This window comes from Shewanella sairae, assembly GCF_023283535.1.
Taxonomy (GTDB): Bacteria; Pseudomonadota; Gammaproteobacteria; order Enterobacterales; family Shewanellaceae; genus Shewanella; species Shewanella sairae.
Genome location: NZ_JAKILT010000063.1, coordinates 1 through 26,686, shown reverse-complemented (window position 1 = coordinate 26,686; position 26,686 = coordinate 1). Strand labels below are relative to the sequence as shown.

At 43.8% G+C, this 26,686-nt stretch carries 27 protein-coding genes and 2 tRNA genes; 21 read left to right on the top strand and 8 right to left on the bottom strand.

Annotated elements, in window-relative coordinates; genetic code table 11:
* Positions 1 to 191: 191 nt before the first annotated feature.
* The 4 genes from L2748_RS20055 to L2748_RS20040 all read right to left on the bottom strand — a co-directional run bounded on the left by L2748_RS20055 (position 192) and on the right by L2748_RS20040 (position 3,921).
* Positions 192 to 268: transfer RNA gene (locus tag L2748_RS20055), tRNA-Met, on the bottom strand.
* A gap of 517 nt (positions 269 to 785) precedes the next feature.
* Positions 786 to 1,877 (bottom strand): redox-regulated ATPase YchF, encoded by a 1,092-nt coding sequence (gene ychF, locus L2748_RS20050; RefSeq protein WP_220780068.1) that lies wholly within the window; start codon positions 1,875 to 1,877, stop codon positions 786 to 788.
* 52 nt (positions 1,878 to 1,929) lie between these two features.
* Positions 1,930 to 2,514 carry an aminoacyl-tRNA hydrolase gene (gene pth, locus L2748_RS20045; RefSeq protein ID WP_220780069.1) on the bottom strand — a complete coding sequence of 195 codons (585 nt, stop codon included), beginning with the start codon at positions 2,512 to 2,514 and terminating at the stop codon, positions 1,930 to 1,932.
* A gap of 264 nt (positions 2,515 to 2,778) precedes the next feature.
* Positions 2,779 to 3,921 (bottom strand): FAD-dependent monooxygenase, encoded by a 1,143-nt coding sequence (locus L2748_RS20040; protein WP_246616100.1) that lies wholly within the window; start codon positions 3,919 to 3,921, stop codon positions 2,779 to 2,781.
* Between the two features lie 366 nt (positions 3,922 to 4,287).
* On the opposite strand from L2748_RS20040, the gene L2748_RS20035 reads away from it, so the two are divergent.
* From L2748_RS20035 to L2748_RS20005, 7 genes are all read left to right on the top strand, one after another.
* Entirely contained in the window at positions 4,288 to 4,602 is a 315-nt protein-coding gene (locus L2748_RS20035) for a hypothetical protein (RefSeq protein WP_220780071.1), read from the top strand.
* Between the two features lie 95 nt (positions 4,603 to 4,697).
* On the top strand, positions 4,698 to 6,125 hold the full coding sequence (gene miaB, locus L2748_RS20030; protein WP_220780072.1) for a tRNA (N6-isopentenyl adenosine(37)-C2)-methylthiotransferase MiaB: 1,428 nt from the start codon (positions 4,698 to 4,700) through the stop codon (positions 6,123 to 6,125).
* 162 nt (positions 6,126 to 6,287) lie between these two features.
* The gene (locus L2748_RS20025) at positions 6,288 to 7,328 is read left to right on the top strand and encodes a PhoH family protein (protein ID WP_220780073.1); all 1,041 of its coding nucleotides are present in this window, start codon (positions 6,288 to 6,290) and stop codon (positions 7,326 to 7,328) included.
* Positions 7,321 to 7,791: an rRNA maturation RNase YbeY gene (gene ybeY / locus L2748_RS20020; protein WP_220780074.1), complete on the top strand. Its 471-nt coding sequence runs from the start codon at positions 7,321 to 7,323 to the stop codon at positions 7,789 to 7,791. Before L2748_RS20025 ends, ybeY begins: the two co-directional genes overlap by 8 nt.
* 27 nt (positions 7,792 to 7,818) lie before the next feature.
* On the top strand, positions 7,819 to 8,700 hold the full coding sequence (corC, locus tag L2748_RS20015) for a CNNM family magnesium/cobalt transport protein CorC (RefSeq protein WP_220780095.1): 882 nt from the start codon (positions 7,819 to 7,821) through the stop codon (positions 8,698 to 8,700).
* Positions 8,701 to 8,739: 39 nt separating this feature from the next.
* The gene (lnt, locus tag L2748_RS20010; RefSeq protein ID WP_220780075.1) at positions 8,740 to 10,281 is read left to right on the top strand and encodes an apolipoprotein N-acyltransferase; all 1,542 of its coding nucleotides are present in this window, start codon (positions 8,740 to 8,742) and stop codon (positions 10,279 to 10,281) included.
* Entirely contained in the window at positions 10,272 to 10,757 is a 486-nt protein-coding gene (locus L2748_RS20005; protein WP_246616098.1) for a type II secretion system protein, read from the top strand. Before lnt ends, L2748_RS20005 begins: the two co-directional genes overlap by 10 nt.
* A 59-nt stretch (positions 10,758 to 10,816) precedes the next feature.
* Here L2748_RS20005 and L2748_RS20000 read toward each other — a convergent pair whose 3' ends face one another.
* Positions 10,817 to 11,317 carry a zinc ribbon-containing protein gene (locus L2748_RS20000; RefSeq protein ID WP_220780077.1) on the bottom strand — a complete coding sequence of 167 codons (501 nt, stop codon included), beginning with the start codon at positions 11,315 to 11,317 and terminating at the stop codon, positions 10,817 to 10,819.
* Positions 11,318 to 11,437: 120 nt separating this feature from the next.
* Between L2748_RS20000 and leuS the strand changes: the two genes are divergently transcribed.
* The 14 genes from leuS (at position 11,438) to lipA (ending at position 25,553) form a co-directional block, all read left to right on the top strand.
* Positions 11,438 to 14,017: a leucine--tRNA ligase gene (leuS, locus tag L2748_RS19995; protein WP_220780096.1), complete on the top strand. Its 2,580-nt coding sequence runs from the start codon at positions 11,438 to 11,440 to the stop codon at positions 14,015 to 14,017.
* 33 nt (positions 14,018 to 14,050) lie between these two features.
* A complete protein-coding gene (locus tag L2748_RS19990) occupies positions 14,051 to 14,545 on the top strand; it encodes an LPS-assembly lipoprotein LptE (protein ID WP_220780078.1) in 495 nt (164 codons plus the stop codon).
* Positions 14,545 to 15,579: a DNA polymerase III subunit delta gene (gene holA, locus L2748_RS19985; protein ID WP_220780079.1), complete on the top strand. Its 1,035-nt coding sequence runs from the start codon at positions 14,545 to 14,547 to the stop codon at positions 15,577 to 15,579. Before L2748_RS19990 ends, holA begins: the two co-directional genes overlap by 1 nt.
* Complete coding sequence (gene nadD, locus L2748_RS19980) at positions 15,576 to 16,229, top strand: nicotinate-nucleotide adenylyltransferase (protein WP_220780080.1); 654 nt, start codon at positions 15,576 to 15,578, stop codon at positions 16,227 to 16,229. Before holA ends, nadD begins: the two co-directional genes overlap by 4 nt.
* A 99-nt stretch (positions 16,230 to 16,328) precedes the next feature.
* On the top strand, positions 16,329 to 16,658 hold the full coding sequence (gene rsfS / locus L2748_RS19975) for a ribosome silencing factor (RefSeq protein WP_220780081.1): 330 nt from the start codon (positions 16,329 to 16,331) through the stop codon (positions 16,656 to 16,658).
* Entirely contained in the window at positions 16,658 to 17,128 is a 471-nt protein-coding gene (gene rlmH, locus L2748_RS19970; RefSeq protein ID WP_220780082.1) for a 23S rRNA (pseudouridine(1915)-N(3))-methyltransferase RlmH, read from the top strand. Before rsfS ends, rlmH begins: the two co-directional genes overlap by 1 nt.
* An 84-nt stretch (positions 17,129 to 17,212) precedes the next feature.
* Positions 17,213 to 19,069 (top strand): penicillin-binding protein 2, encoded by a 1,857-nt coding sequence (gene mrdA / locus L2748_RS19965; RefSeq protein WP_220780083.1) that lies wholly within the window; start codon positions 17,213 to 17,215, stop codon positions 19,067 to 19,069.
* Complete coding sequence (gene rodA / locus L2748_RS19960; protein ID WP_220780084.1) at positions 19,066 to 20,172, top strand: rod shape-determining protein RodA; 1,107 nt, start codon at positions 19,066 to 19,068, stop codon at positions 20,170 to 20,172. The genes mrdA and rodA overlap by 4 nt, the downstream gene beginning before the upstream one ends.
* Before the next feature lie 95 nt (positions 20,173 to 20,267).
* Positions 20,268 to 21,266, top strand: a complete 999-nt coding sequence (gene mltB / locus L2748_RS19955; RefSeq protein ID WP_220780085.1) for a lytic murein transglycosylase B — start codon at positions 20,268 to 20,270, stop codon at positions 21,264 to 21,266.
* Complete coding sequence (locus tag L2748_RS19950; RefSeq protein WP_220780086.1) at positions 21,253 to 22,035, top strand: septal ring lytic transglycosylase RlpA family protein; 783 nt, start codon at positions 21,253 to 21,255, stop codon at positions 22,033 to 22,035. Before mltB ends, L2748_RS19950 begins: the two co-directional genes overlap by 14 nt.
* Positions 22,036 to 22,137: 102 nt before the next feature.
* Complete coding sequence (locus L2748_RS19945; RefSeq protein ID WP_220780087.1) at positions 22,138 to 23,310, top strand: serine hydrolase; 1,173 nt, start codon at positions 22,138 to 22,140, stop codon at positions 23,308 to 23,310.
* Positions 23,311 to 23,574: 264 nt separating this feature from the next.
* Entirely contained in the window at positions 23,575 to 23,841 is a 267-nt protein-coding gene (gene ybeD, locus L2748_RS19940) for a DUF493 family protein YbeD (RefSeq protein WP_220780088.1), read from the top strand.
* Positions 23,842 to 23,935: 94 nt separating this feature from the next.
* Complete coding sequence (lipB, locus tag L2748_RS19935; protein ID WP_220780089.1) at positions 23,936 to 24,595, top strand: lipoyl(octanoyl) transferase LipB; 660 nt, start codon at positions 23,936 to 23,938, stop codon at positions 24,593 to 24,595.
* Positions 24,588 to 25,553 (top strand): lipoyl synthase, encoded by a 966-nt coding sequence (gene lipA / locus L2748_RS19930; RefSeq protein WP_220780090.1) that lies wholly within the window; start codon positions 24,588 to 24,590, stop codon positions 25,551 to 25,553. Before lipB ends, lipA begins: the two co-directional genes overlap by 8 nt.
* An 84-nt stretch (positions 25,554 to 25,637) precedes the next feature.
* Here the strand turns inward: lipA and rimI are convergent, their stop codons facing one another.
* The 3 genes from rimI to L2748_RS19915 all read right to left on the bottom strand — a co-directional run bounded on the left by rimI (position 25,638) and on the right by L2748_RS19915 (position 26,682).
* On the bottom strand, positions 25,638 to 26,075 hold the full coding sequence (gene rimI / locus L2748_RS19925; protein WP_220780091.1) for a ribosomal protein S18-alanine N-acetyltransferase: 438 nt from the start codon (positions 26,073 to 26,075) through the stop codon (positions 25,638 to 25,640).
* Positions 26,075 to 26,422, bottom strand: coding sequence for a DNA polymerase III subunit psi (locus L2748_RS19920; RefSeq protein ID WP_246616099.1), 348 nt, complete (start codon positions 26,420 to 26,422; stop codon positions 26,075 to 26,077). Before L2748_RS19920 ends, rimI begins: the two co-directional genes overlap by 1 nt.
* Before the next feature lie 183 nt (positions 26,423 to 26,605).
* Positions 26,606 to 26,682: transfer RNA gene (locus L2748_RS19915), tRNA-Trp, on the bottom strand.
* Positions 26,683 to 26,686: the final 4 nt, after the last annotated feature.

The following is a 26,686-nucleotide window of genomic DNA, read 5'->3' as shown; positions in this document are numbered from 1 at the left end:
CACCTTGCGGCACCAGAACCTAAATCTGGCGTGTCTACCAATTCCACCACTCCCGCACTGCATCAAGTTTTACATCTAGATTAAGATGGCGCTTGAATCCGGCGTGTCTAATATCAACATCCACCACTTCAACACTATATCAAGTTTTACATCTAGATTAAGATGACTCTATTTTTCATCCAGAGTAAAGATGGTAGCAATGGCGGGACTTGAACCTGCGACCCCAGCATTATGAGTGCTGTGCTCTAACCAGCTGAGCTACATTGCCATCTTTCTTTTTCATCCCCCTGTCTGGGGAACGGGGCGTATTATGCTTATTCGGCTTAATCAGGTCAACTGCTTTTTTCTGCAAATTTACCGAAACGGCATTGTTCGGCGATAAGTTCACCAAACTGAGCAACAGACACCCAAAAAAGGGCCTTTTCTAAGAGCATTTTAGCGTTTTTTCGCCTTCAACTTACCAACTCTAGTGAATCTTATTAGCCGATAGGCGCTCTCAGCGAACCTTTTTACAACTGAAGCAGTGCTTTTATATCGTATTTAAAATTGCAATCGCGACTTTCTTTGTTAGACGCTCTACCTAAATTAGCCATAACCATCAATATTGTTATCTACGACAATCAAACAGCTTATGATCACTTCAAAACTATTTTTAATCGACAGGCGCCAGTTCTAATCAACTTCAACAGCTGTCATAAAAATACAGCTATATATTGTAGTCAAACTTTAGATACAAAAACGGCGACTATAATTAGTCGCCGTTTGCTATTAACGTTTAGTAAAACTTAAACGTTAAATAGGAAGTGCATGACATCACCGTCTTTAACTGTGTATGTCTTACCTTCTACGCGAAGCTTACCCGCTTCTTTCGCGCCAGCTTCACCTTTATAAGTAATGAAGTCATCGTAAGCCATAACTTGCGCACGAATAAAGCCGCGTTCAAAGTCAGTGTGAATGACACCAGCAGCTTGTGGAGCGCTAGCGCCAACACGAACAGTCCAAGCACGAACTTCTTTAACACCTGCAGTGAAGTAAGTTTGTAGATTTAGTAGCTCGTAACCGGCGCGAATAACACGATCAAGACCCGGCTCTTCTAGACCAAGATCAGCCATGAATTCTTCACGGTCTTCAGCATCCATTTCTGCAAGCTCAGACTCAATCGCAGCACACACAGCAACAACAACTGCATTTTCTTCAGCAGCAAGTGCTTTAACAGTATCTAGATGAGGGTTATTTTCAAAACCATCTTCAGCTACGTTAGCGATGTACATTGTTGGCTTAAGAGTCAGGAAGTTTAAGTAGCCAATTGCAGCTAGCTCTTCTTTACTTAAGTCCATTGAACGTAGCATTTTGCCTTCGTCTAGAACTGGACGCATTTTTTCAAGTACAGCCACTTCAAACTTAGCTTCAGCGTCGCCGCCTTTAGCACGCTTTGCTTGACGAGTGATAGCACGTTCACATGAATCAAGGTCTGCAAGAGCAAGCTCAGTGTTGATGACTTCGATATCACTTGCAGGATCCACTTTATTTGCAACGTGAACAATGTTGTCGTCTTCAAAACAACGCACAACATGACCAATTGCATCAGTCTCACGGATGTTAGCTAGGAATTTGTTACCTAGACCTTCACCTTTAGATGCACCAGCAACAAGACCTGCAATGTCAACAAACTCCATTGTTGTTGCAAGTATACGCTCAGGCTTGACGATTTCAGCTAAAGCATCAAGACGTGAATCCGGAACTGGAACCACACCTGTATTTGGTTCAATAGTACAGAACGGGAAGTTTGACGCTTCGATGCCAGCTTTAGTTAGTGCGTTGAAAAGTGTTGATTTACCAACGTTTGGCAGGCCTACGATGCCGCATTTGAAACCCATATTGTTACCTTTATATCAATGAATGACTTGAAGCAAAGCTCCAAGCACTTGTTTAAGCTTTAAAAGAATGCAGTCTATGCATCGCCTTTGCCATATCTTGGTTGAACAAGATCTCTGTTGAACGAACCGCTTCATCTATTACGGCGTCCATCAGTTCTTGATCGGTTGGGGATGCTTTGCTTAGCACATAGTTGCTCACCTGGTTTTTATCACCTGGATGACCAACGCCAATACGTAAGCGGTAGAAGCCTTTATCATTAGCAAGTTTTGCAATGATATCTTTAAGGCCATTATGACCACCGTGACCACCACCCAACTTAAATTTGGCTACACCCGGTGGCATATCAAGCTCATCGTGTGCAACTAATATCTCTTCTGGCGCGATTCTAAAAAAATTCGCTAATGCGCCAACCGACTTACCACTTAAGTTCATAAAGGTTGTCGGGATTAACAGACGGACATCTTTGCCATGTAAGGTGACTCGCGCCGTCATGCCAAAATATTTAGTATCTAATACTAATGTGGCACCACAGATCCTAGCGAGTTCTTCAACGTACCACGCACCAGCATTATGGCGAGTCCGTTCGTACTGCGCGCCGGGATTTGCAAGCCCGACAATCAGTTTAATATTGCTCATAGCACCCTGTCTGTATTGGCCTAAATTAGGTTTTGTCGTTGCTCAAATAAAGTAACAACAAAATTAAAAACGCGACATTTTAGCATTCAAATAGCCTGCCAACAAATTATACGCAAATATTGCGCAATCTAAATACTTTGTTCAGCGCCGTTTTCCCCATTTACACCACGATAATGACTGATAAAACATATAAAAATTAAGCACAAAAAAACCGGACCCAAGATCCGGCTTATTGAATAGTTAGCTTCATCCGTTCGCGCTTAACTAAAAGCCCATCGCATATTTCAGCACCTGCTTTTTAATCGGCGAATCAATATTAGCTAGTTTTAATGCGCCATTACGCAGAAGTTTAAGTGGTAAAATATCATTACTAAAGCTGGCATAGAAAAGGTCCATCGTTGACATCATGAGTTGATTGTCGCGATAACGGGACTTTTGATATTCTGCCAATACAGGCGTTTGCCACCAGCCTTTGTCGTCTTCTAGGTGTTTAGCAATCGTTGTGACCAAAGCATCAACATCTTTAAAGCCCAAATTAACCCCCTGCCCTGCTAACGGGTTAATCGTGTGCGCCGCATCACCAAGGATCACTAAGTTATTGCGGTAATAGGTTTGTGCATGGCGACGAGTCAGTTTAAAGCTCGCTTTACTGACAACGGTAAAATCACGATCAAGTCGTGTTGGAAAGTGCTTATCAATCTGCGCGGCTAGCGCTTTATTGTTTAACTGAGTTAACTGGGCAATTTTATTGGCTTCATCGTACCAGACTAATGAAGCATTGTTGCCTGGTAAAGGTAATAAAGAACGTGGGCCATTTGGAGTAAATTGCTGCCAAGTCACATCTTGTTCGTCGCAAGCGGTTTCAATATTAATTAGCATGGCAGACTGGGCATAATCCCAACCACTAATGCCAATGTTAGCCCACTGACGCACCATAGAGTTAGCGCCATCAGCACCAACTAATAGCCGTGTATTGAGTACTTCTCCACTATCTAGTGTGACTTTGACTTGCTCATCCGCTTGCATGTGCGTCAGTTGAGTAATTTTCGCTGGGCAAAACAGCTCAATATTGTCCAGTTGCGCCATCCGTTGCCAAAGTGCAAGCTGGATCAGACGGTTTTCGACGATATGCCCTAAATGACTGCAGCCAATTTGGTCACTGTGGAAACGAGTAATGCAATCATCCATTTCCCATGTTTCCAAACCTTTATAGGCTACCTTACGCACGTTTTCTAGGCCAGATAAGGCTCCTAGACGCTCAAGTAAAGCCTCCGAGGCAGCACTAATAGCCGAAACACGTAAATCCAAAGGTTGCTCGTTATCATAAGCTTGTGGCGAAAATGCTTCGACAACTGCAATCTTAAGCCCGAGTTGCGCCAGGCCAATTGCCGTTGCGGCACCAACCATTCCCCCGCCAACTATTAGCGAGTCATATAAGTTGCTTTGAGTATCGGTCTGTTCCACTTTGCTGCGTCTCCTGACAACTAAACTGTTTTTCGCATCTGAGTTTACACTTAAATTGCATTCGCATAATCGCTTTATAAAAGAAAATTCCGACTATTTGATACTGAGCAGATTATCAACTGCAGCACTTTGTAAATTTAACGCGGTTAAGTATGTCGTTTGATGTCAAATAAGTCGCGAACGTGTGCAAATGTGTCTAAAGCGACCTTTCTTCACACCTGCTTACAAACCACAAAAGCAAGATGCAAACCATGCAATACACTCAAGCTGTCAAATAGGGAAACCGAGCAAACATCAAGTGAGGATCTTATGAAAACGCTAACATTAGCAGCATTTCTGATTGCATCAATTACTCCTACCACCAGCTTTGCAGAGCAAGCCTCTGATGACATGGAACATATAAAGGTTACTTACCGAACTCCTTTGGAGTACGCAATCTACCAATATACCACTGACACCTTGCAAGCGTTTAATCAGCAAGTTCGAGTTGAAGCTCAACGACAAGCCAAACTAACCAGTGAACAAATGGCCAAACCCTATATGGTTAATTTAGCCAATAATGCTGCGCAAATAGTCCAAACTAAAGCCACAGTAAAAACAATGACATTGGAGTCAGCAGAATAAAATCACTTTATTAACGGCCAAATGCTAGCCACAGGCTGACTTAGGCGTTAAAATGTCGCGCTATTTTTTCGGTGCTTCTAGAGTGATACAGACTGATGAGTAAAAAACTCCATATTAAAACTTGGGGCTGTCAAATGAATGAGTATGACTCTTCTAAGATGGCTGATCTTCTTGACGAATACGAAGGTTATACCTTAACAGACGTTGCCGAAGAGGCTGACGTACTGCTGCTGAACACTTGTTCTATTCGTGAAAAAGCACAGGAAAAGGTGTTTCATCAGCTAGGACGCTGGAAAACATTAAAAGATAAAAAACCAGGACTGATTATCGGTGTTGGTGGTTGTGTTGCTTCACAAGAAGGCAAAGCAATTAAAGAGCGTGCGCAGTGTGTTGACTTAATCTTTGGTCCACAAACTCTGCACCGTCTGCCAGAAATGATCGACCAGATCAAAGACGGTAAAAAAGCGGTCATCGACGTTAGCTTCCCTGAAATTGAAAAGTTTGACCGCCTACCAGAGCCTCGCGCCGAAGGTCCAAGTGCATTCGTATCAATTATGGAAGGCTGCAGTAAATACTGCTCGTTCTGTGTTGTGCCGTACACTCGTGGTGAAGAAGTCAGCCGTCCACTAGACGATATCATTCTTGAAATCGCCCAGTTGGCAGAGCAAGGCGTACGTGAAGTCAACCTACTAGGTCAAAACGTTAACGCTTACCGCGGTGCTACCCACGATGATGAAATTTGTACCTTTGCGGAACTGTTGCGTTACGTAGCTGCGATTGATGGTATCGACCGCTTACGCTTTACCACCAGCCACCCTATTGAGTTTACTCAAGACATTATCGATGTGTATGAAGATACGCCAGAATTGGTTAGCTTCTTGCACCTACCAGTGCAATCAGGTTCAGATTTAATCCTGACACAAATGAAACGTGGTCACATGGCAATCGAGTATAAGTCGATTATCCGTCGTCTACGTAAAGCCCGCCCTGATATTCTAATCAGCTCTGACTTTATCATTGGTTTCCCTGGTGAATCTAAGCAAGACTTTGCTGATACGATGAAGCTGATTGAAGACATTCAGTTCGACCACAGCTTTAGCTTTATCTACAGTGCACGCCCAGGTACACCTGCGGCCGACTTGCCAGATGACGTTAGCCTAGACGAGAAAAAAGAGCGTCTAGCGATTTTGCAAGATCGCATCACTCAGCAAGCTATGCGCTACAGCCGCCAAATGCTTGGCACTGTACAACGCATTTTAGTTGAAGGCCCATCGGTTAAGAACCCAATGGAGCTTCGCGGCCGTACTGAAAACAGCCGAGTGGTTAACTTTGAAGGCTTACACGAGCATATCGGTAAGTTTGTTGATGTTGAGATTGTTGACGTTTATACCAATTCATTGCGCGGTGTATTTATTCGCGGTGAAAATGAAATGGATTTACGTCGTAACCTGCGTCCATCTGACATCACGGCTAAATACAAGCAAGATGATGACTTAGGTGTCACCCAGTATAAGCCTGCTTAAACGACTTAAGCCACTAAATCGAAACACGCTAAAGGCGGCATCCTGAGATGCCGCTTTTTTCTTCGCTAATGTTTGCTAAAAATACCATTCGCAATTATTGAGTATGGCTCGTAAACTAGCACTATTCGCGTATGCCTAGACCTAGATTAATGGAGTGATTTTTTGTCAAATAAGTTAACCACGCTAAACCTATATTTAGAGCCTGCTGAAACCCGCAGACTTGCGTCGCTTTGTGGCCCATTTGATGACAACATCAAACAGCTAGAACGTCGTATAGGCGTTGAGATAAGCTACCGTGACAATCATTTTCAAATTGTGGGCGCTCCGCGAAACTGCTTAACTGCAAATAATCTATTAAAAGATCTTTATATTGAAACTCAACCGCTAAAAGGCAGTACTCCCGATTTGGAGCCAGATAAGGTGCACATTGCGATTCAAGAAGCCATAGCACTAGATATGGAAGCCCCCCGCGACGAGAGTGAGTTATATATTAAGACAAAGCGTGGGGTCATTAAGCCGCGTAATCCAAATCAAAGTGATTATGTGCGTAATATTGTTAACCACGACATCACTTTTGGTATTGGGCCCGCTGGTACTGGTAAAACCTACCTAGCCGTTGCCGCAGCCGTTGATGCATTAGAGCGTCAAGAAGTACGCCGTATATTACTGACTCGCCCAGCTGTAGAAGCAGGTGAAAAACTTGGATTTTTACCAGGTGACTTAAGTCAAAAAGTCGATCCTTATCTGCGCCCGCTTTACGATGCTTTATTTGAGATGATGGGTTTTGAAAAGGTCGAACGTCTAATTGAACGTAATGTTATTGAAGTCGCGCCACTTGCTTATATGCGCGGTCGTACCTTAAATGACGCCTTTATCATTCTCGATGAGAGCCAAAACACTACGGTTGAACAGATGAAAATGTTCTTAACCCGTATTGGTTTTAACTCACGCGCAGTGATCACCGGCGACATCACCCAAATTGATTTACCTAAGCATCAAAAGTCTGGTCTGCGCCATTCTATTGAAGTCCTTGGCGAAGTGGATGAAATCAGCTTTAACTTCTTCCAAGCTAAAGATGTTGTGCGCCACCCCGTGGTTGCACGAATTGTTGAAGCTTATGAAGCATTCGAGCTAAAATCACAGTCAAGTAAAGGCAATAAAGATAGCCAATACCAATTACAGGAAACAGCTAACCATGAGTGATAATCAGCCGATTATCGATCTTGATGTTCAAATCGCAGTTGAAGGTTTTACACTTCCTTCTACTGCTGAGTTGGAACTTTGGGTAAAAACCGCAATCAGAGATACTATGAGTGAGGCTGAGTTGACGATTCGTATCGTCGAAGTCGAAGAAAGCCAATCTTTAAACAGTACTTATCGTGGCAAAGACAAACCAACTAATGTGTTGTCTTTTCCCTTTGAAGCACCACCGGGCATTGAACTACCTTTATTAGGTGATTTAGTCATATGTGCCGCGGTAGTAGAGCAAGAAGCTATTGATCAAAACAAACCCCTAATCGCACATTGGGCACACATTGTTGTACATGGTTGTCTCCATCTGCTAGGGTATGATCATATTGAAGATGTTGAGGCTGAAGAGATGGAGTCATTAGAGACCCAACTAATTGAAAGCCTTGGTTATATAAATCCTTACAAGGAGCAATAATTGGCTCAACTGAGCCAGGAAAACACTATGAGTGACGATATCCCACCGAGTACTAACGCCCACAAGAAGGGCTGGTTAGATAAAGTAAGTCAGTTGTTCCAGGGCGAACCGAAAAATCGCGAAGACTTAGTAGACGTAATTCACGATGCAGAACTGCGTGAAGTGATTAGCGTAGACACACGCGAAATGATTAAAGGTGTTTTAGAAGTCTCCGATCTACGTGTCCGGGATATTATGATCCCACGCGCACAGATTGTTGCAATCCAAATTGACGACTCAGTAGAAGAAGTTTTATCTACGGTTATCGGTTCGGCACACTCCCGTTTTCCAGTAGTCAATGAAGACAAAGATCATATCGAAGGCATTTTGCTTGCGAAAGACTTGCTTCAGTATGGCTTTAAAAACAATGAAAAGCCGTTTGAGTTACGCCAAGTAATTCGTCCTGCTGTTGTTGTTCCTGAGAGTAAGCGCGTTGATGTATTACTAAAAGAATTCCGTTCTCAGCGTTACCATATGGCAATTGTTGTCGATGAATACGGTGGAGTATCTGGTCTTGTGACCATTGAGGACATTCTTGAAGAAATCGTTGGTGACATCGAAGATGAGTTTGATCACGACTCTGCAGAAGAGACTGAGATTAAACAAGTTGGTAAGCAAGTCTTTATGGTGAAAGCACTCACCGAAATTGACGACTTCAACGAAGCATTCGGTACAGAATTTAGCGACGAAGAATTTGATACTGTCGGTGGTATGGTTTCACATGCGTTTGGGCATTTGCCAGAACGTGACGAGAAAGTCATGATCCAAGATATCGAATTTAAAGTAGTTAGCGCTGATACCCGTCGCTTAATCCAACTACGAGTAAAGTTCCCTGATAACACTCACAGCAATGATGAGACAGTCGCTTAATTACTGACTAACGTTATCACGACCCAATGATGAGGCTGTATGCTGAATAAACTTCGGGCATTAGCCCATCATCCGCGTTCGAAAATGGTGCTGGCCTATGCGGCTGGCGCCACTACAGCGCTCTCTTTTGCCCCCTATTCCATTTGGCCACTGTACCTCATTACAATGGCATTTGTTGTTCACCAAAGTTCCGATTTAACCCCTAGACAAGCTTTTAAGTATTGGCTTAGTTTTGGCTTTGGTTGCTTCTCTGTTGGCATAAGCTGGGTCCATGTCAGCATGGATGTCTACGGTGGTATGCCGCTTATCGCCTCAATGGCATTAATGGCATTGCTTGCATTGTATCTCGCACTTTACCCAGCACTAGCTGGCTACTTATTACAAAAGCTCACCCCAGCAACATCATTACTGCGTAATTTATTAGTGTTCCCTGCCCTTTGGACCATCACAGAATGGTTACGTGGCTGGGTACTCACCGGCTTTCCATGGCTTTGGGCTGGATACAGTCAAACTGAAGGCCCCTTAAAACCAATAGCCTCTATGATAGGCACTTTGGGTTTAAGCTTTATTATCGCCCTGTTAGCTGGCGCCCTGGCCCTACTAGCCGTCAAACGTTGGCATAGTGTTGCGGTAGCGCTACCAGTGTTAGCCGCGCTCACTTTTATCGCACCAATGACCTCACAAGTGCAGCCAAACGGTGAAACGATAAAAGTCGCGTTAGTTCAGGGAAACATTCCCCAAAGTATGAAATGGGAGCCAGACGCGCTATGGCCAACCATGCTCAAGTACATGGATCTTTCTAGGCCTGAAATGCTAGATAGTGACCTTATTATTTGGCCTGAAGCGGCTATTCCAGCACCTGAATATATGGTTCAAGACTTTCTAGATAATGCTAATAGAGCCGCAAACTTAAACAACACTGCAATTATTACCGGCATTATTAGCCATCGCGCTAATGATTTTTACAATTCGCTTATCGTGCTTGGAAATTACAATCACAAACAACAATCTGAAGCAGATTATTTAGGTAATGGTAGTAATGAATTTAAAAAGCACCATCTACTGCCTATTGGTGAGTTTGTGCCGCTAGAGTCACTGCTGCGCCCATTGGCACCGTTCTTTAATTTACCTATGTCATCCTTTGCCCGTGGTGACTTTATTCAACCTAATCTTAATGCCGTAGGCCACCAGATATCACCCGCTATCTGCTATGAAATCGCTTTTCCTGAGCAGCTGCGCGCCAATATGAATGACAATACCGACCTGTTAATGACAGTGTCTAATGACGCTTGGTTCGGTACCTCGAATGGTCCATTGCAGCATATGGAAATAGCGCAAATGCGCTCAGTAGAGTTAGGTCGCCCATTAGTGCGCGCCACCAATAACGGCGTAACTGCGGTTGTTGATGAGCAAGGCAATATCACTGACAAGCTACCGCAATTTGAGGCTGGTGTATTAGTCTCTAACGTTAAGCTAATGAAAGGTCACACAGTATTTAGTACTTTCGGGCAATGGCCGATTCTGCTCTTGAGCTTTATGATTGCGGCGCTTGCAATTATAAGGAAGAAGTTGTGCAGCTAACTGGAAAGCAAAAAGGTTTCACTTTAATAGAATTAGTCGTGGTGATTATTATCCTTGGCATTTTAGCGGTAACGGCAGCACCAAGATTTATGGGGCTGTCAACAGAAGCCAAAACTGAGGTAATCGGCCAAATTGAAGCCAGTGCAAAAACCGCTAATCAGTTAGTTTACTCCAAGACGCAAATGCCTAGTTTAAACAAACAGATACAAGGTAGAATAACCGACATCGATATCAATGGTGACGGTGAGTTTAACACCCGATTAATATACGGTTATCTAGATAACGAAGATCTCGAAGAGTGGTTAGAGCTCGATGATATCTTTGTTTCTGAAGAGCAAGGCCGCGGCGACTTATATATTGGATATGATGATAACCACGACGGCAAAGTTAGCGATGATCTTTGTTACTTTAAGTACACCCAAGCCGCAGCGCTAGGCAGCACCCCTCAATATTCAACAAGTAGCGACGGCTGTTAAGCTGACAGCTATCGCTAGTATCTTAAAGACTCACCGACGTTGAGTAAGTGAGTCTTTACCTATGGCGCTAATGGCTCTCTAGTAAACTCGTTGTTATCGCATTCAGTGCAGTCAGATAAAACCCCTGGAAACGCCACTTTCGACTCGTGACCACATGCGGTACAAATCATCGTCCCTTGACCAACAATCTCGCCGCTTTCGTAATAACCATGGTGTTTAAAATCTTGTGCTACCTCATGCCACTCAACTTGACTGCGATCAGTGATTTCACTTAACCAGCGCCATAAAGTGTTCTCAACCGTAATCACTGTTGGGCTATGACTCAAATCGCTGGCATTTTGCTCCTGTAAGAAACTGGCGATGTCACGTTTTAAAAATTGTTCAACTAAAGCCAACTCTTCTTCCTTTGCCTGCTGCTTTATTGCCAAGTATTGTTTACTCGCCTGAACCTGCAGATACAAACTCTTTACAGTCAAAGAGTTATCATCATTATATTGGGTTTTAATGTGCTCAATTAATTCTTCATAAAGCGAAAGTAACGCGCTACTTTGGTCACTCATGGTAAATACTCCTTCAACGAACCTTTTTAATGACTCACTTCTAGTTTATTCTATGTCGATATAACTCGCGCTAATATAGCGCTAGATCAAACAATGGGCGGCATGGCCGGAAATAGATTGATGCAAGAGCAATATACTCCTTCAGAAATTGAAGCTAAAGTGCAGCAGCACTGGCAAGACACAAAAACATTCGAAGTTACCGAAGACGAAAGCAAAGAAAAGTACTATTGCCTTTCTATGTTCCCGTACCCATCGGGCCGACTGCACATGGGTCACGTACGTAACTACACCATAGGCGATGTTGTGTCTCGTTACCAACGTCTGCAAGGTAAAAACGTGCTTCAACCAATCGGTTGGGACTCTTTCGGCCTGCCTGCTGAAAACGCAGCTATTAAAAATAGCACCGCGCCTGCACCTTGGACATACGAAAATATCGATTACATGAAGAACCAGCTAAAAATGCTTGGTTTCGGTTATGACTGGTCACGTGAAATTGCTACTTGTACGCCAGAGTACTATCGCTGGGAACAGTGGTTCTTCACTAAGCTTTATGAAAAAGGCCTAGTGTACAAGAAGACCTCTTCAGTTAACTGGTGTCCAAACGATGAAACAGTTTTGGCGAACGAGCAGGTTATCGACGGTTGCTGCTGGCGCTGTGACACAACAGTTGAGCAAAAAGAGATCCCACAGTGGTTTATCAAAATCACTGAGTACGCCGAAGAGCTACTAAACGATATCGACACGTTAGAAGAGTGGCCTGAGCAAGTTAAGACCATGCAGCGTAACTGGATTGGTCGTAGCGAAGGTATCGAGATGACGTTCCAGGTTGCTGATAGCGATCAGAGCTTTGACATCTATACCACTCGTCCTGACACAGTAATGGGTGTAACTTATGTTGCTATCGCTGCGGCTCACCCATTAGCAGAGCAAGCGGCAGCAAATAACCCAGCTCTTGTTGAGTTCATTGAAGAGTGCAAAAACGCTGACACTACTGAAGCCGCTATGGCTGCAATGGAAAAGAAAGGTGTTGCTACCGGTCTTAATGCTATCCACCCAATCACCGGCAAAGAAGTGCCAATCTGGGTAGGTAACTTTGTACTGATGAACTACGGTACAGGCGCAGTAATGTCTGTTCCAGCTCACGATCAACGCGACTACGAGTTCGCAAAGAAATACGGTCTAAACATCGAAGCAGTTGTTAAGCCAGTAGATGGCGAAGTCGACATTAGCGAAGAAGCTTACACTGAAAAAGGTGTGCTATTTAACTCGGCAGAGTTTGACGGCCTTGATTTCCAAGCCGCGTTTGACGCAATCGATGCCAAGCTAACAGCAGAAGGCAAAGGTAAGCGCCAAGTGAACTTCCGTCTACGCGACTGGGGTGTTTCTCGTCAGCGTTACTGGGGTGCACCAATTCCAATGGTCACTTTGGCTGATGGCACTGTGATGCCAACACCAGAAGATCAACTACCTGTCATCTTGCCTGAAGATGTGGTCATGGATGGTATCCAAAGCCCAATCAAAGCAGATAAAGAGTGGGCTAAGACCACTGTTGACGGCCAAGAAGCATTCCGCGAAACCGATACCTTTGATACCTTTATGGAATCATCTTGGTACTATGCACGCTACTGTAGCCCGCATGCCGAGGAAATGCTTGATCCAGCTAAAGCGAACTACTGGTTACCAGTCGATCAATACATTGGTGGTATCGAGCATGCTTGTATGCACCTATTGTACTTCCGTTTCTTCCACAAGTTACTGCGCGATACAGGCTTAGTGAACTCTAACGAGCCAGCTAAACGTCTACTAACTCAAGGTATGGTACTTGCTGATGCTTACTACTATAACAACGAGAAAGGCGCACGCGTATGGGTTGCTCCATCTGATGTCACAGTACTAGAAACTGATGACAAAGGCCGTACCGTTAAAGCGGTAGACAGCGAAGGTCATGAACTGGTTTACACCGGCATGAGCAAGATGTCCAAGTCTAAAAACAACGGTATCGACCCGCAAGAGATGGTTGATAAATACGGCGCAGATACTGTACGTCTATTTATGATGTTCGCAGCACCGCCAGAGCTAACGCTTGAGTGGCAAGAATCAAGTGTTGAAGGCGCACACCGCTTTATTAAGCGTTTGTGGAAAACAGCACATGACCATATTGCAACAGGCCCAACAGCTGAGCTTGATGTAAAATCACTAAACGCAGCGCAAAAAGAGCTACGTCGTGAATTACACAAGACAATTGCTAAAGTGGGTGATGATATTGAGCGTCGTCAGATGTTCAACACCGCGATTGCATCAATCATGGAGTTGATGAACCGTCTACAAAAAGCACCTGCAGAAACAGACCAAGATAAAGCACTAATGCAAGAAGCATTAAACGCTGTTATTCGTCTGCTTTACCCAATCATTCCGCACACTAGCTTTGTATTGTGGAACGAGCTTGGTAACCAAGGTGCAATTGAAGACGTACTGTGGCCAGAAGTTGACGAATCTGCATTGGTTGAAGACAGCAAGCTAATCATCGTTCAAGTGAACGGTAAACTGCGCGCTAAGATCACCGTTGCGGCAGATGCTAGCAAAGAAGAAGTTGAAGCTGCGGGCATGGCTGAAGAAGGTGTGGTTAAACACACTGAAGGCAAAACTGTTCGCAAAGTTATCTACGTACCGGGCAAATTGCTCAATATCGTGGCTAACTAATCCTTCGAAAACAAGGAAAATAAATCAAAGCTTATGCTAATCAAACGCATACTTTTAGCAACCTTGGCACTGAGCGTATTGCTCAGCGCCGGTTGCGGCTTTAGATTACAAGGCAGCTACTCGATTCCTGAGCAGCTGCAAACCTTGAGTCTAAGCAGTCAAGATGAATACAGCGAGTTAACACGCTTAGTGCGTGAAAGACTTCGTTTAAATAGTATTGCTGTCGTTGCCGCAAACGATGATATTCCCGCACTACGGATTATCAATGACTCTCTGGATCGCTCTACGCTGTCAATTTACCCAACAGGTAATGTGGCAGAATATGAACTTATCTATCAAGTGAGCTTTGCCGTGCAGCTACCACAAGCTGAGTCTCAGCGTTTTGATGTGGCTATTCACCGTGATTACCTTGATGATCCGCGTACTGCATTAGCTAAAAGCCGAGAAATGGAGCTTTTGCTAAAAGAAATGCGTATTCAAGCTGCAGACAGAATTATTCAAACTCTGGCTTCTACAGAGGTTAATTGATGCGGGTCTACCCAGATCAGCTAGCACGTCAACTTGCTCCCTTACCTCAGTGTTGCCTCATTTTTGGTGATGACCCGTGGTTATGTGAGCAAAGCCGTGCAGCAGTCCAAAATGAAGCAAGACGTCAAGGCTTTGAAGAGCGGATCCAACTAATTCAAGAAACTGGCTTTAGTTGGAACGACCTTTATGAGCAGTGGCAGGCAATGAGTTTATTCTCAAGCCGCCGCATTATTGAGTTAACGCTTCCCCAAGCCAAGCCAGGGACTGATGGCAGCGCCATGCTGCAAACATTAATGCAAATGGATAACCCAGATGTATTACTGATCTTAACTGGTCCCAAACTGGCTGCAGAACAAACCAAAAGTAAATGGTTTAAGAGTCTAGATACTAAAGGCATTTACGTGCCTTGCACCACACCAGAAGGCAGCCAATTTCAACGTTGGTTAGATGGCAGAATTCAGCATTATGGTTTGTCATTGGCTCGTGATCCCCGTGAAATGCTATTTGCACTTTACGAAGGTAACTTATTGGCAGCTGACCAAGCATTGCAACTATTGCAATTACTCAGTCCAAATGACCCCATTAGTTGCGAGCAACTAGAACAGTACTTTGAAGATCAATCTCGTTTCAGCGTGTTTCAGCTGACCGATGCCATGCTCAATAACCAACAAGACAAGGCACAACATATTCTTTCACAACTTAAGAGTGAAGGAGTAGCCATGCCAATTATCTTATGGTCGTTATTTAAAGAGCTCGCGGTATTACTGCAGTTAAAAACGGCATTGAATAATCGACAATCATTGCAAAGTCTTTGGAGCAAGCTGCGTATATGGGACAAACGTAAACCCATTTACCAAAATGCACTTAACCGTCTTGAGCTACAGCATATTGAAACCTTACTAGCAGGTGCCTCTGCCATTGAGCTCAAGCTAAAACAGCAAGGTATCGAAGATTGGACAGGCTTTAGTCATTTAAGCATATTGTTTGATCCACGCGCTCATCAAAAACTTGCTCATATCGTCTTAGACCAATGAAGATAGGTATTTTAGGCGGTACATTCGATCCGATTCACTTTGGTCATATCCGTCCGGCGCAAGAGATAAAGCAACAGCTACAACTCGATGAGGTTTGGCTTATGCCAAACCACATCCCACCTCATAAACAAGGCACTCATGTTACTACGCAAGATAGGTTGGCGATGGCTGAGCTTGTCTGTAATGAGTTACCTGGCTTTGTCTTGTGTGATATCGAAGCCAAACGTGATACGCCATCCTATACTGTGCAAACACTAAGCCAGCTCAGGCAGCTGTACCCCGAGCATCAGTTTTATTTCATCATGGGGATGGACTCATTTTTAAGCCTAAATAAGTGGTATCAGTGGCAACAACTATTTGGTCTGTGCCATATCGTGGTATGCAAACGCCCAGGATGGGAGCTTACCGATAACGATCCTATCCATGCCTTATTAAAGATGTATATAGCTCCGCAAAATGGCGCTTCTACCTCACCAGCAGAGGTAGGTAAAATATTTATGCTTAACGTAACAGAAGAGGATATTTCCTCAACAGCGATCCGCCAACAACTGCAACAAGGCGAAATCCCAGTCTCACTTCCCACTACCGTACAGGCTTACATTCAAGATAATCAGCTTTATCTACCTGACACAGCAAGTAATTCACAATAAACCCTACTTAATCGCAGATATTTATAAGTAAGAACTATTAATCTAGATCTGAAATACTGCTATACTATCGCGCTGTCTTAAAATTAATGGGGTACCAGCGTGGAAAGCGCAGAGTTAAAGCAATTTGTAATCGATAAGGTTGAAGACCTTAAAGCAAAAGATATCGTTGTAATGGATATCTCTGAGAAATCAAACATCGCCGACTTTATGGTTGTATGTACAGGTAATTCAAAAACACACGTTAAAGCTATCGCTGAAAACCTTGTGGTTGAAGCAAAGCGTGCAGGCCTACACATTTTAGGTGTTGAAGGTCGTGAAAGCAGCGAGTGGGTTTTAGTTGACCTAGGTGATGTGATCATGCACGTTATGCAAGATCAAACTCGCGATTTCTACCAGCTTGAAAAACTTTGGTCAGAAAAACCAGAGTAATGAAGATTCAGTTAGTCGCAGTTGGAACCCGCATGCCAGACTGGGTTGAAACAGGTTTCAAAGAATACCAGCGCCGCTTTCCTCGCGATATGGCGCTTGAGTTAATTGAAATTCCCGCCGGTAAACGTGGTAAAAATGCCGATATAGCTCGCATTCTTCAAAAAGAGGGCGAGTTAATGTTGGCAGCGATTCCTAAAGGGAATCATATTGTCAGCCTTGACTTACCCGGTAAGAACCTTACGACTCCGCAATTAGCAGAGCAAATGAATAAGTGGCTACTCGATGGTCGCGATGTCAGCTTGTTAATTGGTGGTCCAGAAGGTTTATCGCCCGAATGCAAGCAAGCAGCTGCACAAAGCTGGTGTTTATCAGCCTTAACCCTACCTCATCCTTTGGTACGAGTGATTGTTGCCGAAAGCCTTTATCGTGGCTGGAGCATTAACAATAATCATCCATACCATAGAGAATAATATCGACACCCTATAAAACTAAACAGACCTTAATAGGATTAGGATATGTGCTTGGCACCCTTTTTTAAGCAGGAGAGAATGTAAGTGTCCCCAAGAAAGCGCATAACCATGAACGACCATGCGGCCGAAGCGTCGCTATTTAAAAGTCGTGCTCTGTTTACGTTTTTATGTGTGTTTATCCTGCTAAGTTTATTGCTGGTTAATCTATATAACCTGCAAATCACTTCTTATAAAGATTATGAAACTCGCTCTAATGACAACCGAATTCGTGTGGTTCCTATCGCACCAAGTCGCGGACTCATTTATGATCGCCACGGCCAGCTACTCGCAGAAAACCAGCCATTCTTCTCGCTCGAGATGGTGCCCGAAAAAGTCAAAAACGTGGGCAAAACCTTAGACGAGTTAAGCCAAGTTATCAATTTGTCAGCCGATGAAAAAGAAAATGTCCTTGATGCACTCAAGTATCATCGCCGTTTTAAGCCTCTGACAATTAAAAACAAACTAACCGAAGAGCAAGTTGCCGAATTCAGCGTCAACCAACATCGATTCCCAGGGATCTCGGTTGATGCAGGCCTTAAGCGCCATTATCCATACAACGGCTTAATGACCCATGCGCTGGGTTATGTGGGTAAAATTAATAGCCGCGATCAGGACTCTTTAATACGTAATAACCTTTGGGCAAATTACGCTGCAACCAAAGATATTGGTAAACAAGGCATCGAGAAGTTTTACGAAAGCATGCTGCTCGGAAAACCGGGGCATCTAGAAGAAGAGGTCAATAACCGCGGCCGAACCATTCGTATTTTAAAGTCTGAATCGCCAACTCCAGGTCAAGATATCTATCTAACCTTAGATTTAAAATTGCAGAAAAAAGCGATGGAACTGCTTAATGGCCGTCGTGGCTCTATTGTGGCAATCGACCCTCGTGATGGCGGTATTTTAGCGCTTGTTTCAAGCCCTACTTACGATCCTAACCAGTTTGTACATGGCATTAGCAGCAAGGCCTATAGTGAACTTTTAAACTCAAGATCAAAACCGTTAATCAATCGTGCGACTCAAGGGCAATACGCGCCAGCATCGACGGTTAAGCCACATTTGGCATTACTGGGTCTTGAAAATAAAACCGTTACCAGTAAAACCCGTATATGGGACCCAGGGTTCTGGCAGATCCCAGGCGTTGAACGTAAGTATCGAGACTGGAAACGCTGGGGCCATGGCTGGGTAGATGTAAACAGCGCTATTGTCAGCTCTTGTGATACCTACTTTTACGACTTAGCTTACAAAACCGGAGTCGATGCCATTGCTAACTTTATGCAACCATTTGGATTTGGTGAGCGTACTGGCGTTGATATTTTTGAAGAGTCGGCAGGCATTATGCCGTCCAAAGACTGGAAGCGCCTGCGCTACAATCAGCCTTGGTATATCGGTGACACTATTTCTGTAGGTATTGGTCAAGGATATTGGACCACCACGCCACTACAATTGGCCAATGCTACAGCTATTTTGGCAAATAACGGTCGCCGCTTTGTGCCGCACTTTCTAAAGTCGATTCAAGATCAAACAGCAAAAATCGATACGCCGCCTGATGAGCTGCCGCCAATCGTACTCAAAAACCCAAAGAACTGGGACATCATTAACGAAGCCATGCGTGATACCGCACATAAGTCTCGCTTTACCGATGCACGTTATACAGCGGCAATGAAAACAGGTACCGCACAGGTATTTAGCGTGGCACAAGATGAAGAATACGATGCAGAAAACATCGATGAACGTCTGCGCGATAACGCGCTAATCATCGCTTATGCCCCCTATGAAAATCCTAAGATTGTTCTCGCTGTAGTCCTTGAGAATGCCGGTTGGGGTGGCGTTAACGCAGGTCCGGTTGCTCGTGCTTTGCTTGACGAGTATTTGTTAAGAGATTCATGGAATAAATCAGAATGAGTGCACACAATAGCCGACCAAACATCTGGCAGCGACTCCACATAGACTTGCCACTGCTGCTTGGTCTTTTGGCATTGATGGCCTTTGGCCTGGTGGTGATCTACTCTGCTGGCGGCGAAGACTTAGCGCTAATGGATAGGCAATTATTTCGTATGGGTCTGTCGCTAGTGGTGATGTTTGCAGTTGCGCAAATTAATCCTGAAGTGCTTAGGCGCTGGGCATTCCCTATCTATATCACCGGTATTATCTTACTGATTGGGGTGCACTTCTTTGGTGAAATTAACAAAGGGGCACAGCGCTGGTTAAACCTTGGCTTTATGGAGTTTCAGCCATCAGAGTTAATGAAGCTCGCCTTCCCTATTACGATGGCGTGGTACATCAGTAAGTTCCCACTACCACCGAAAAAGCGTTACCTTGCGGGCGCAGGGGTGATATTACTGGTGCCAACTATCTTAATCGCCAAACAACCTGATTTAGGCACCTCAATCCTCGTTGCAGCGTCTGGCATTTTTGTGCTGTTCTTGTCAGGAATGAGCTGGCGTATTGTGGGGAGTTTTATTGGTAGCGTGCTTGCCATGTTACCCGTGCTGTGGTTTTTCTTAATGCATGATTACCAGCGCACGCGCGTACTCACCTTGCTCGACCCTGAAAAAGATCCTCTCGGTGCGGGCTACCATATTATTCAATCTAAGATAGCCATTGGTTCAGGCGGACTATTTGGTAAAGGCTGGCTGCAAGGTACTCAATCGCAACTGGAGTTTTTACCCGAGCGTCATACTGACTTTATCTTTGCCGTTATCGGTGAGGAGTTTGGTTTAATCGGTGCTTTACTATTGCTGGCTCTATACCTTTATATTATCGGTCGCGGCTTAGTGATTGCCTCACGGGCACAAACCAGTTTTGCACGCTTATTAGCCGGTAGTATTACTTTAACCTTCTTCGTTTATATTTTTGTGAATATCGGTATGGTTTCAGGCCTGTTACCTGTAGTAGGTGTGCCGCTGCCATTAATCAGTTATGGTGGTACATCAATGCTGACACTCATGGTAGGTTTTGGCATTTTAATGAGCATTCATACCCATAGACGCTTTATCGATAGGTAGCGGTTGCTATCTAATTAGGATTTTTTATTGGTAGCATTATGGTGCATTCGAGTAACCTAACCATAATGCTTACCATCACTAAGGATTGCGAGTTAATGACCCTTTTTAAACGTATTTTTGCACCTTTAGCGCTAACACTTCTTTCTTGCTCTGCGACCGCAGCGCCAACGGCTTCCGACGTAGAAAAACTAAAAGCCGAATTCATCCAAACGCAAGCTGAAAAAGGCTTTGATGCTAAAGAAACCGCAAGCTTTATTGCAAACGCCGAGTACAACCAAGCGGTTATCGATGCGATGACTAAGCCTTGGGAAGCTAAGCCTTGGCACCAATATTACCCGATATTTCTGACCGAAAAGCGTCTAGAAAAAGGCTTAGCCTTCTGGAACGAACATGCTGATACTATAGCTAAAGCCTCAAAAGAGTTTAATGTTGATCCACAAATCATCGTTGCGATTATCGGTATCGAAACTTATTACGGCGGCTACATGGGCAACTACCCAGTAAAGGACGCCTTGTATACCTTAGGCTTTCATTATCCTCCGCGAGCAACATTCTTTCGCAGCGAGTTTGGTAACTTACAATCGTTAGTCAAAGAAGAGCAACTTGAGCTAAATAGCCTTAAAGGCTCATACGCTGGCGCAATGGGTTTTGGTCAATTTATTCCTTCTAGTTACCGCCATTATGCAGTCGACTTCGATAACGACGGCCGCCGCGATCTATTAAATAGCACCACTGATGCAATCGGCAGTGTAGCTAATTACTTTCATCAACATGGTTGGCAAAAAGATCAGCCCGTCACACTACAATTAACCTTGAATAAAGATTTACCTGATACCCTAAAAATTTGGTCAGGTGAAAAACTGCATTATAAGGTAGCCGATATTTTATCGCCTGATATCGCACTAGCTCAATCAATGGATCTTGATGTTTCACAGCCCGCGCTAGTGGTTAAGCTTGAGCAAGTCGATCATGACGAGTATTGGCTAGGCCTTAAAAACTTTTATGTAATCACTCGTTATAACCGCAGCCCTCTCTATGCCATGGCGGTTTATCAGTTTAGCCAGGAATTAAAGAAAGCTTATGCTGCGCAGTAACACTCTTATCGCTTTAATGCTCACCACCACTTTAGCGGCTTGCTCTAGTGGTAGCCGCTATGACATTGACCAAGACAAGGCGCCAACTTCTGCGCCTGATGTCACTAAGGTTGAAGATGCTCACCCTAAATACGAGCCATACAGTCGCGGTGGAAATAAAAGCACCTACACGGTATTAGGCAAAAGCTATAAAGTCATGCCGTCAGGTGAAGGCTATGCCGAAAAAGGCATTGCTTCTTGGTATGGTGCTAAGTTTCATGGTCATCTAACCTCAAATGGTGAAACCTATGACATGTATTCTATGTCAGCAGCCCATAAAACTTTGCCACTACCAAGCTATGTAAAAGTCACCAACCTTAAAAATGACAAAACCGTTATTGTTCGAGTCAATGACCGCGGCCCGTTTCATGAAGACCGAGTGATCGATCTGTCATACGCTGCAGCACACCGGCTCGACATGTTAAAAACCGGCACAGCTAATGTCAGCTTAGAAGTCATCTATATTGCCAATCCTGAATCAGCAGCATTAGCCGAACTCAAGGGCACTGAACTGCACTTTATTCAAGTTGTAGCTTCTTCAAATAAAGCCAGGGTAGAAAGCTTAGCTAAAAGTTTAGAGCAAAAATATAAAGTAAAAACGCGAGTACAAAGTGCCAATAACTTGTACCGCTTACAATTAGGCCCAATAGGCCAGCAACAGTTAGCAACTAAACTGACGGAAACCCTAAAACAAGAAGGTTACCCAAATAGTTATCTGCTGACTGAATGAACCAAGATTAATGAACCAACGCTGAATTCCATTGTCGACTAATGTTATACTCGCGGAATTACACTTTCTTCATACCAAACTATTAAGACGTGCATTATTAATATGAATTTACTGAACAAACCATTGAAAACGCTTTTGCTCGCGAGCTCTGTCGCCGCATTGTCAGCACAAGCCGCCCCAGTCGTCACCCCTAATGCACCAACTGTAGCAGCCAAAGCTTACGTGCTAATGGACTACAACACCGGACAAATCATTGCTGAAGAAAATGCTTACGAGAGCTTAAACCCAGCAAGCTTGACCAAAATGATGACAAGTTATGTTATCGGTCATGAAATCAAAGTCGGTAATATCTCGCCAAGTGACGAAGTGACTATCAGTAAAAATGCATGGTCAAAGAACTTCCCTGACTCATCAAAAATGTTCATTGAAGTCGGTAAAACGGTATCGGTTGAAGAGTTAAATAAAGGCATTATCATCCAATCAGGTAACGATGCTTGTGTTGCTATGGCAGAACATATTGCAGGCACTGAAGATGGCTTCGTTGATTTAATGAACTCATGGGCAAAGCAGCTAAACATGCAAGATAGCTACTTCGAAAACAGCCATGGTTTAGATTCTGATAATCACAAAACCACCGCTTACGACATGGCTATTCTAGGCGCTGCGATCATTCGTGACGTACCTGAAGAATATGCAGTCTACAAAGAGAAGTCGTTTACCTATAACGGTATTAAACAATATAACCGTAATGGCCTACTTTGGGATAAAAGCTTAAACGTTGATGGCATTAAAACAGGCCACACATCTGGTGCAGGCTTTAACCTAGTGACTTCAGCAACTAAAGATGGCATGCGCCTAATTTCAGTTGTAATGGGCACTAAGAGCGAAGCGGCACGTAAAGCTGAAAGTAAAAAACTGCTTAACTATGGTTTCCGCTTCTTTGAAACGGTTACTCCATATTCAGCTGGCGACACTTTCGTTACTCAAAAAATCTGGTACGGCGATCGCGAAACAATTGACCTAGGTGTAGTGACAGATACACCAATCACCATCAGCCGCGGCCAAGCTAAAAATCTTCAAGCAAACTTTGAACTAACCAAAGAGCTGAAAGCACCAATTGCTAAAGGCGAAACTGTTGGCCGTATCTATTTCCAGTTAAACGGTAAAGATATCGCTCAGTTCCCTCTTGTTACGCTTCAAGAAGTGAATGAAGGCAGCTGGTTCAGCCAGTTAATGGATTACTTCAAGCAGATGTTTGCCGGCTGGTTTAGTTAATCAAAGCAAACTGATGATAAAGCCACCGCTAGGTGGCTTTTTGCATTTTAAGCGCTTCATATCAATAAGCCTCAGCAAAATTATCAAAAAGTTTTAGCTTATTTTGAACCTCTCTCCACAAATAACCTGTTATTACAAAACTAAAAATCGTCACCAATTAACCCGCTTTCTCTATACTAATAAGGATCAAATATTTATTTGACTTGGTATTAGGTATAATCGTCACCATATTATGTGTTATTGAAACCTTCGAGAGCGAAAAAAATGTTAGATACAAAATTTGATGAATTAATGGAATTCCCAGCATCATTCCCATTTAAAGTTGTTGGTGATGCCAGTGATACATTAGAAGACCGTGTTGTGGCTGTAGCACAAAGCCTAGCACCAGGTGACTACGCGCCATCAACTAAAGCATCGAGCAAAGGCACTTATTATTCAGTGACCATTCGTATCACAGTAACTAGCAAAGATCATATCGAGCAGCTTTACACTCAACTTGCTGCAATTGAAGGCGTAAAGCGCGTACTGTAAATATTACTCATTACTGATAAATGTGATCTAGATTACATTTATCATTTTGACGCGTATAATAGGCCGCACAAATATTTGAGGGGAGAGGTTGCCCTTGTACGACAACGCTTTGCATATTCGCCATTTAGGCAAGCAAGATTACGAATCAGTATGGCACGCCATGCAAAACTATACTGATAACCGTGATGAAAACAGTCAAGATGAGATCTGGATTGTTGAACATAATCCAGTATTTACACAAGGCCAAGCAGGCAAGAGTGAGCACATCCTAAACCCAGGTGATATACCTGTCATTCAGGTTGATAGAGGCGGTCAAGTGACTTACCACGGACCAGGACAACTTGTTGTCTACCCTCTCCTCGATATTAAGCGTCTAAAAGTCGGTGTACGTCAGCTCGTCACCCACATTGAACAATGTATCGTCAATATGCTCGCGCGTTATCAGGTTGAGGCTTATGCCAAAGCTGATGCCCCAGGTGTGTATGTTGATGAGCGAAAAATAGCATCCTTGGGTCTTAGGATCCGTAAAGGGTGCTCTTTCCATGGATTGGCCCTCAATGTCGATATGGATATGGCGCCATTCCAGCGTATTAACCCATGTGGTTACGCTGGTATGGAAATGATCCAATGCAAACAGCTCGGTGGACCACAAACTGTCGAAGAAGCAGGTCTGCAACTGATTGAAACCCTCAGCCAAGAACTCGGTTTAGAAAAGCTAGTTCACCACCAAGGATTACCAGAGTCATATGAATAGGCCTGAAAGATTACAACCTGGCGTAAAACTTAGAGACGCAGACAAGGTTTCACGCATCCCTGTAAAAGTGGTGCCATCTGAACGCGACACCATGTTAAGAAAACCTGACTGGCTTCGTGTTAAGCTGCCGGCTTCAAATCAGCGTATTACTGAGATCAAGCAAGCACTGCGTAAAAATGGCTTACACTCAGTATGTGAAGAGGCTTCATGCCCTAACCTGTCTGAGTGTTTTAACCACGGTACCGCGACATTTATGATTTTGGGTGCCATTTGTACCCGTCGCTGCCCATTCTGTGACGTAGCCCATGGCCGTCCATTAAAGCCTGATGCTAAAGAGCCTAAAAAACTGGCGCAAACCATTAAAGACATGAAGCTAAAGTACGTTGTTATCACATCTGTTGACCGTGATGACTTACGTGACGGCGGTGCTCAACATTTTGCTGATTGTATCCGTGAAATACGTTTGCTTAACCCAGAGATTAAGATTGAAACTTTGGTACCTGATTTCCGCGGTCGTATCGATGCAGCCCTTGAAATCTTAGCGACTGAGCCACCTGATGTGTTTAATCACAATCTAGAGACTGCGCCAATGCATTACCGCAAGGCGCGTCCTGGTGCTAATTATCAATGGTCACTTGATCTATTGAAGAAATTTAAAGACCGCCACCCAAATATTCCAACCAAATCTGGTTTGATGATGGGTCTAGGCGAAAGCAATGAAGAGATTGCACAAGTACTTCGTGACTTACGTGCTCATAATGTTGAAATGCTTACTTTAGGTCAGTACCTACAGCCGTCTAAGTTCCACTTACCTGTTGAGCGTTATGTATCGCCAGCTGAGTTTGATGAACTAAAAGAACTCGCTGAAAGCATCGGCTTTACCCATGCAGCTTGTGGTCCATTAGTTCGTTCTAGCTACCATGCAGATCTTCAAGCACAAGGTAAAGAAGTTAAGTAACCAGCATTGAACATTTAAAACAAAAATAGCGCCCTTTGGCGCTATTTTTATATCAGCTTCTCAATCAACCCGCCGGTTGACAATTTAGAGTGGTAACTGCATCAATATCGCATCTTCGCTGCCAGTGTCGGTCTTATAATAGCCTTTACGTACACCTGTTGTTTCAAAGCCTAACGCCGCATATAAAGCCCTAGCAGTGGTACCAGATTGCCTCACCTCTAACAGTAATACCTCAGCACCTTTAGCTGTGGCCGCTGCGATAACTCTGCTTAACAAGACTTTACCAAGTCCTTTTCCCTGACAAGCAGGATCAACGCAAATATCCATCAAGGTCGCATCTTCAAATATTTGATGCAAAATCGCGAAGCCACAAAGCGTGTCATTCTCAATTACGCCAAAGCTAGTGTATAGGTGACCAAAACAGCTTCTAATAGTTGCCTCACTCATTGGGTGAGTGTGCGCTCTCGCAGCAACAGCAGCCATTTGCAAAGACATGTTATCATCGAGCAATACAAGTGACATTAACTACCCTTTCTAAGCATATAAGCCTGCATATTAGCCCACAGCGCTTTTTTAGCTTCAACGTTAGTTTCTAGCTCATTAATTGGCGCCGAAATTAACCTATCCTCGCTTTCTACGCCCTGCTTACCACGCATATCCCAAATAACCTTGGCAGCTGGCTCTGCACGGGCTGCGAAACGACAATGCTCAATATCAACACCGATAAAACTAAGTACCGTGGTAAATAATTGACTATCAACTTCTTTTAGGCGCAAAGGATTAACTAGTATGGTCATAATATCAGCCTGAGGAACAGCTTTTTTCCAGCGGGTAATGCCCATGGCATCGAGGTAAGCATTCTTTTCCATGACAACTCAATTAAAGCAGCGATGATGATATAGTAAAAGCATAACAGCTAGTTGCTACAGAGTTAACCTGCATCTACTGATAAGATTCAGTCTACAGCACACTCTTATACCAATTAATATAAGATATTACGGCAAATTGCAGATACGAAAAAGCCGAGCTAATGCTCGGCTTTTTCTGAATTTTGGCAGGGGTGGGGAGATTCGAACTCACAACATCCGGTTTTGGAGACCGGCGCTCTACCAATTGGAGCTACACCCCTGTCG

Excerpts from the sequence above, each read along its gene's own strand:
- miaB (WP_220780072.1), top strand. The coding sequence starts at position 4,698 with ATGAGTAAAAAACTCCATATTAAAACTTGGGGCTGTCAAATGAATGAG.
- leuS (WP_220780096.1), top strand. The coding sequence starts at position 11,438 with ATGCAAGAGCAATATACTCCTTCAGAAATTGAAGCTAAAGTGCAGCAG.
- lipA (WP_220780090.1), top strand. The coding sequence starts at position 24,588 with ATGAATAGGCCTGAAAGATTACAACCTGGCGTAAAACTTAGAGACGCA.
- mltB (WP_220780085.1), top strand. The coding sequence starts at position 20,268 with ATGACCCTTTTTAAACGTATTTTTGCACCTTTAGCGCTAACACTTCTT.
- corC (WP_220780095.1), top strand. The coding sequence starts at position 7,819 with ATGAGTGACGATATCCCACCGAGTACTAACGCCCACAAGAAGGGCTGG.
- ychF (WP_220780068.1), bottom strand. The coding sequence starts at position 1,877 with ATGGGTTTCAAATGCGGCATCGTAGGCCTGCCAAACGTTGGTAAATCA.
- rimI (WP_220780091.1), bottom strand. The coding sequence starts at position 26,075 with ATGTCACTTGTATTGCTCGATGATAACATGTCTTTGCAAATGGCTGCT.
- L2748_RS19990 (WP_220780078.1), top strand. The coding sequence starts at position 14,051 with ATGCTAATCAAACGCATACTTTTAGCAACCTTGGCACTGAGCGTATTG.
- L2748_RS19945 (WP_220780087.1), top strand. The coding sequence starts at position 22,138 with ATGAATTTACTGAACAAACCATTGAAAACGCTTTTGCTCGCGAGCTCT.
- holA (WP_220780079.1), top strand. The coding sequence starts at position 14,545 with ATGCGGGTCTACCCAGATCAGCTAGCACGTCAACTTGCTCCCTTACCT.
- ybeD (WP_220780088.1), top strand. The coding sequence starts at position 23,575 with ATGTTAGATACAAAATTTGATGAATTAATGGAATTCCCAGCATCATTC.
- ybeY (WP_220780074.1), top strand. The coding sequence starts at position 7,321 with ATGAGTGATAATCAGCCGATTATCGATCTTGATGTTCAAATCGCAGTT.
- lnt (WP_220780075.1), top strand. The coding sequence starts at position 8,740 with ATGCTGAATAAACTTCGGGCATTAGCCCATCATCCGCGTTCGAAAATG.
- L2748_RS19920 (WP_246616099.1), bottom strand. The coding sequence starts at position 26,422 with ATGGAAAAGAATGCTTACCTCGATGCCATGGGCATTACCCGCTGGAAA.
- L2748_RS20035 (WP_220780071.1), top strand. The coding sequence starts at position 4,288 with ATGAAAACGCTAACATTAGCAGCATTTCTGATTGCATCAATTACTCCT.
- L2748_RS19950 (WP_220780086.1), top strand. The coding sequence starts at position 21,253 with ATGCTGCGCAGTAACACTCTTATCGCTTTAATGCTCACCACCACTTTA.
- L2748_RS20040 (WP_246616100.1), bottom strand. The coding sequence starts at position 3,921 with ATGGTTGGTGCCGCAACGGCAATTGGCCTGGCGCAACTCGGGCTTAAG.
- rodA (WP_220780084.1), top strand. The coding sequence starts at position 19,066 with ATGAGTGCACACAATAGCCGACCAAACATCTGGCAGCGACTCCACATA.
- L2748_RS20000 (WP_220780077.1), bottom strand. The coding sequence starts at position 11,317 with ATGAGTGACCAAAGTAGCGCGTTACTTTCGCTTTATGAAGAATTAATT.
- nadD (WP_220780080.1), top strand. The coding sequence starts at position 15,576 with ATGAAGATAGGTATTTTAGGCGGTACATTCGATCCGATTCACTTTGGT.
- pth (WP_220780069.1), bottom strand. The coding sequence starts at position 2,514 with ATGAGCAATATTAAACTGATTGTCGGGCTTGCAAATCCCGGCGCGCAG.
- rlmH (WP_220780082.1), top strand. The coding sequence starts at position 16,658 with ATGAAGATTCAGTTAGTCGCAGTTGGAACCCGCATGCCAGACTGGGTT.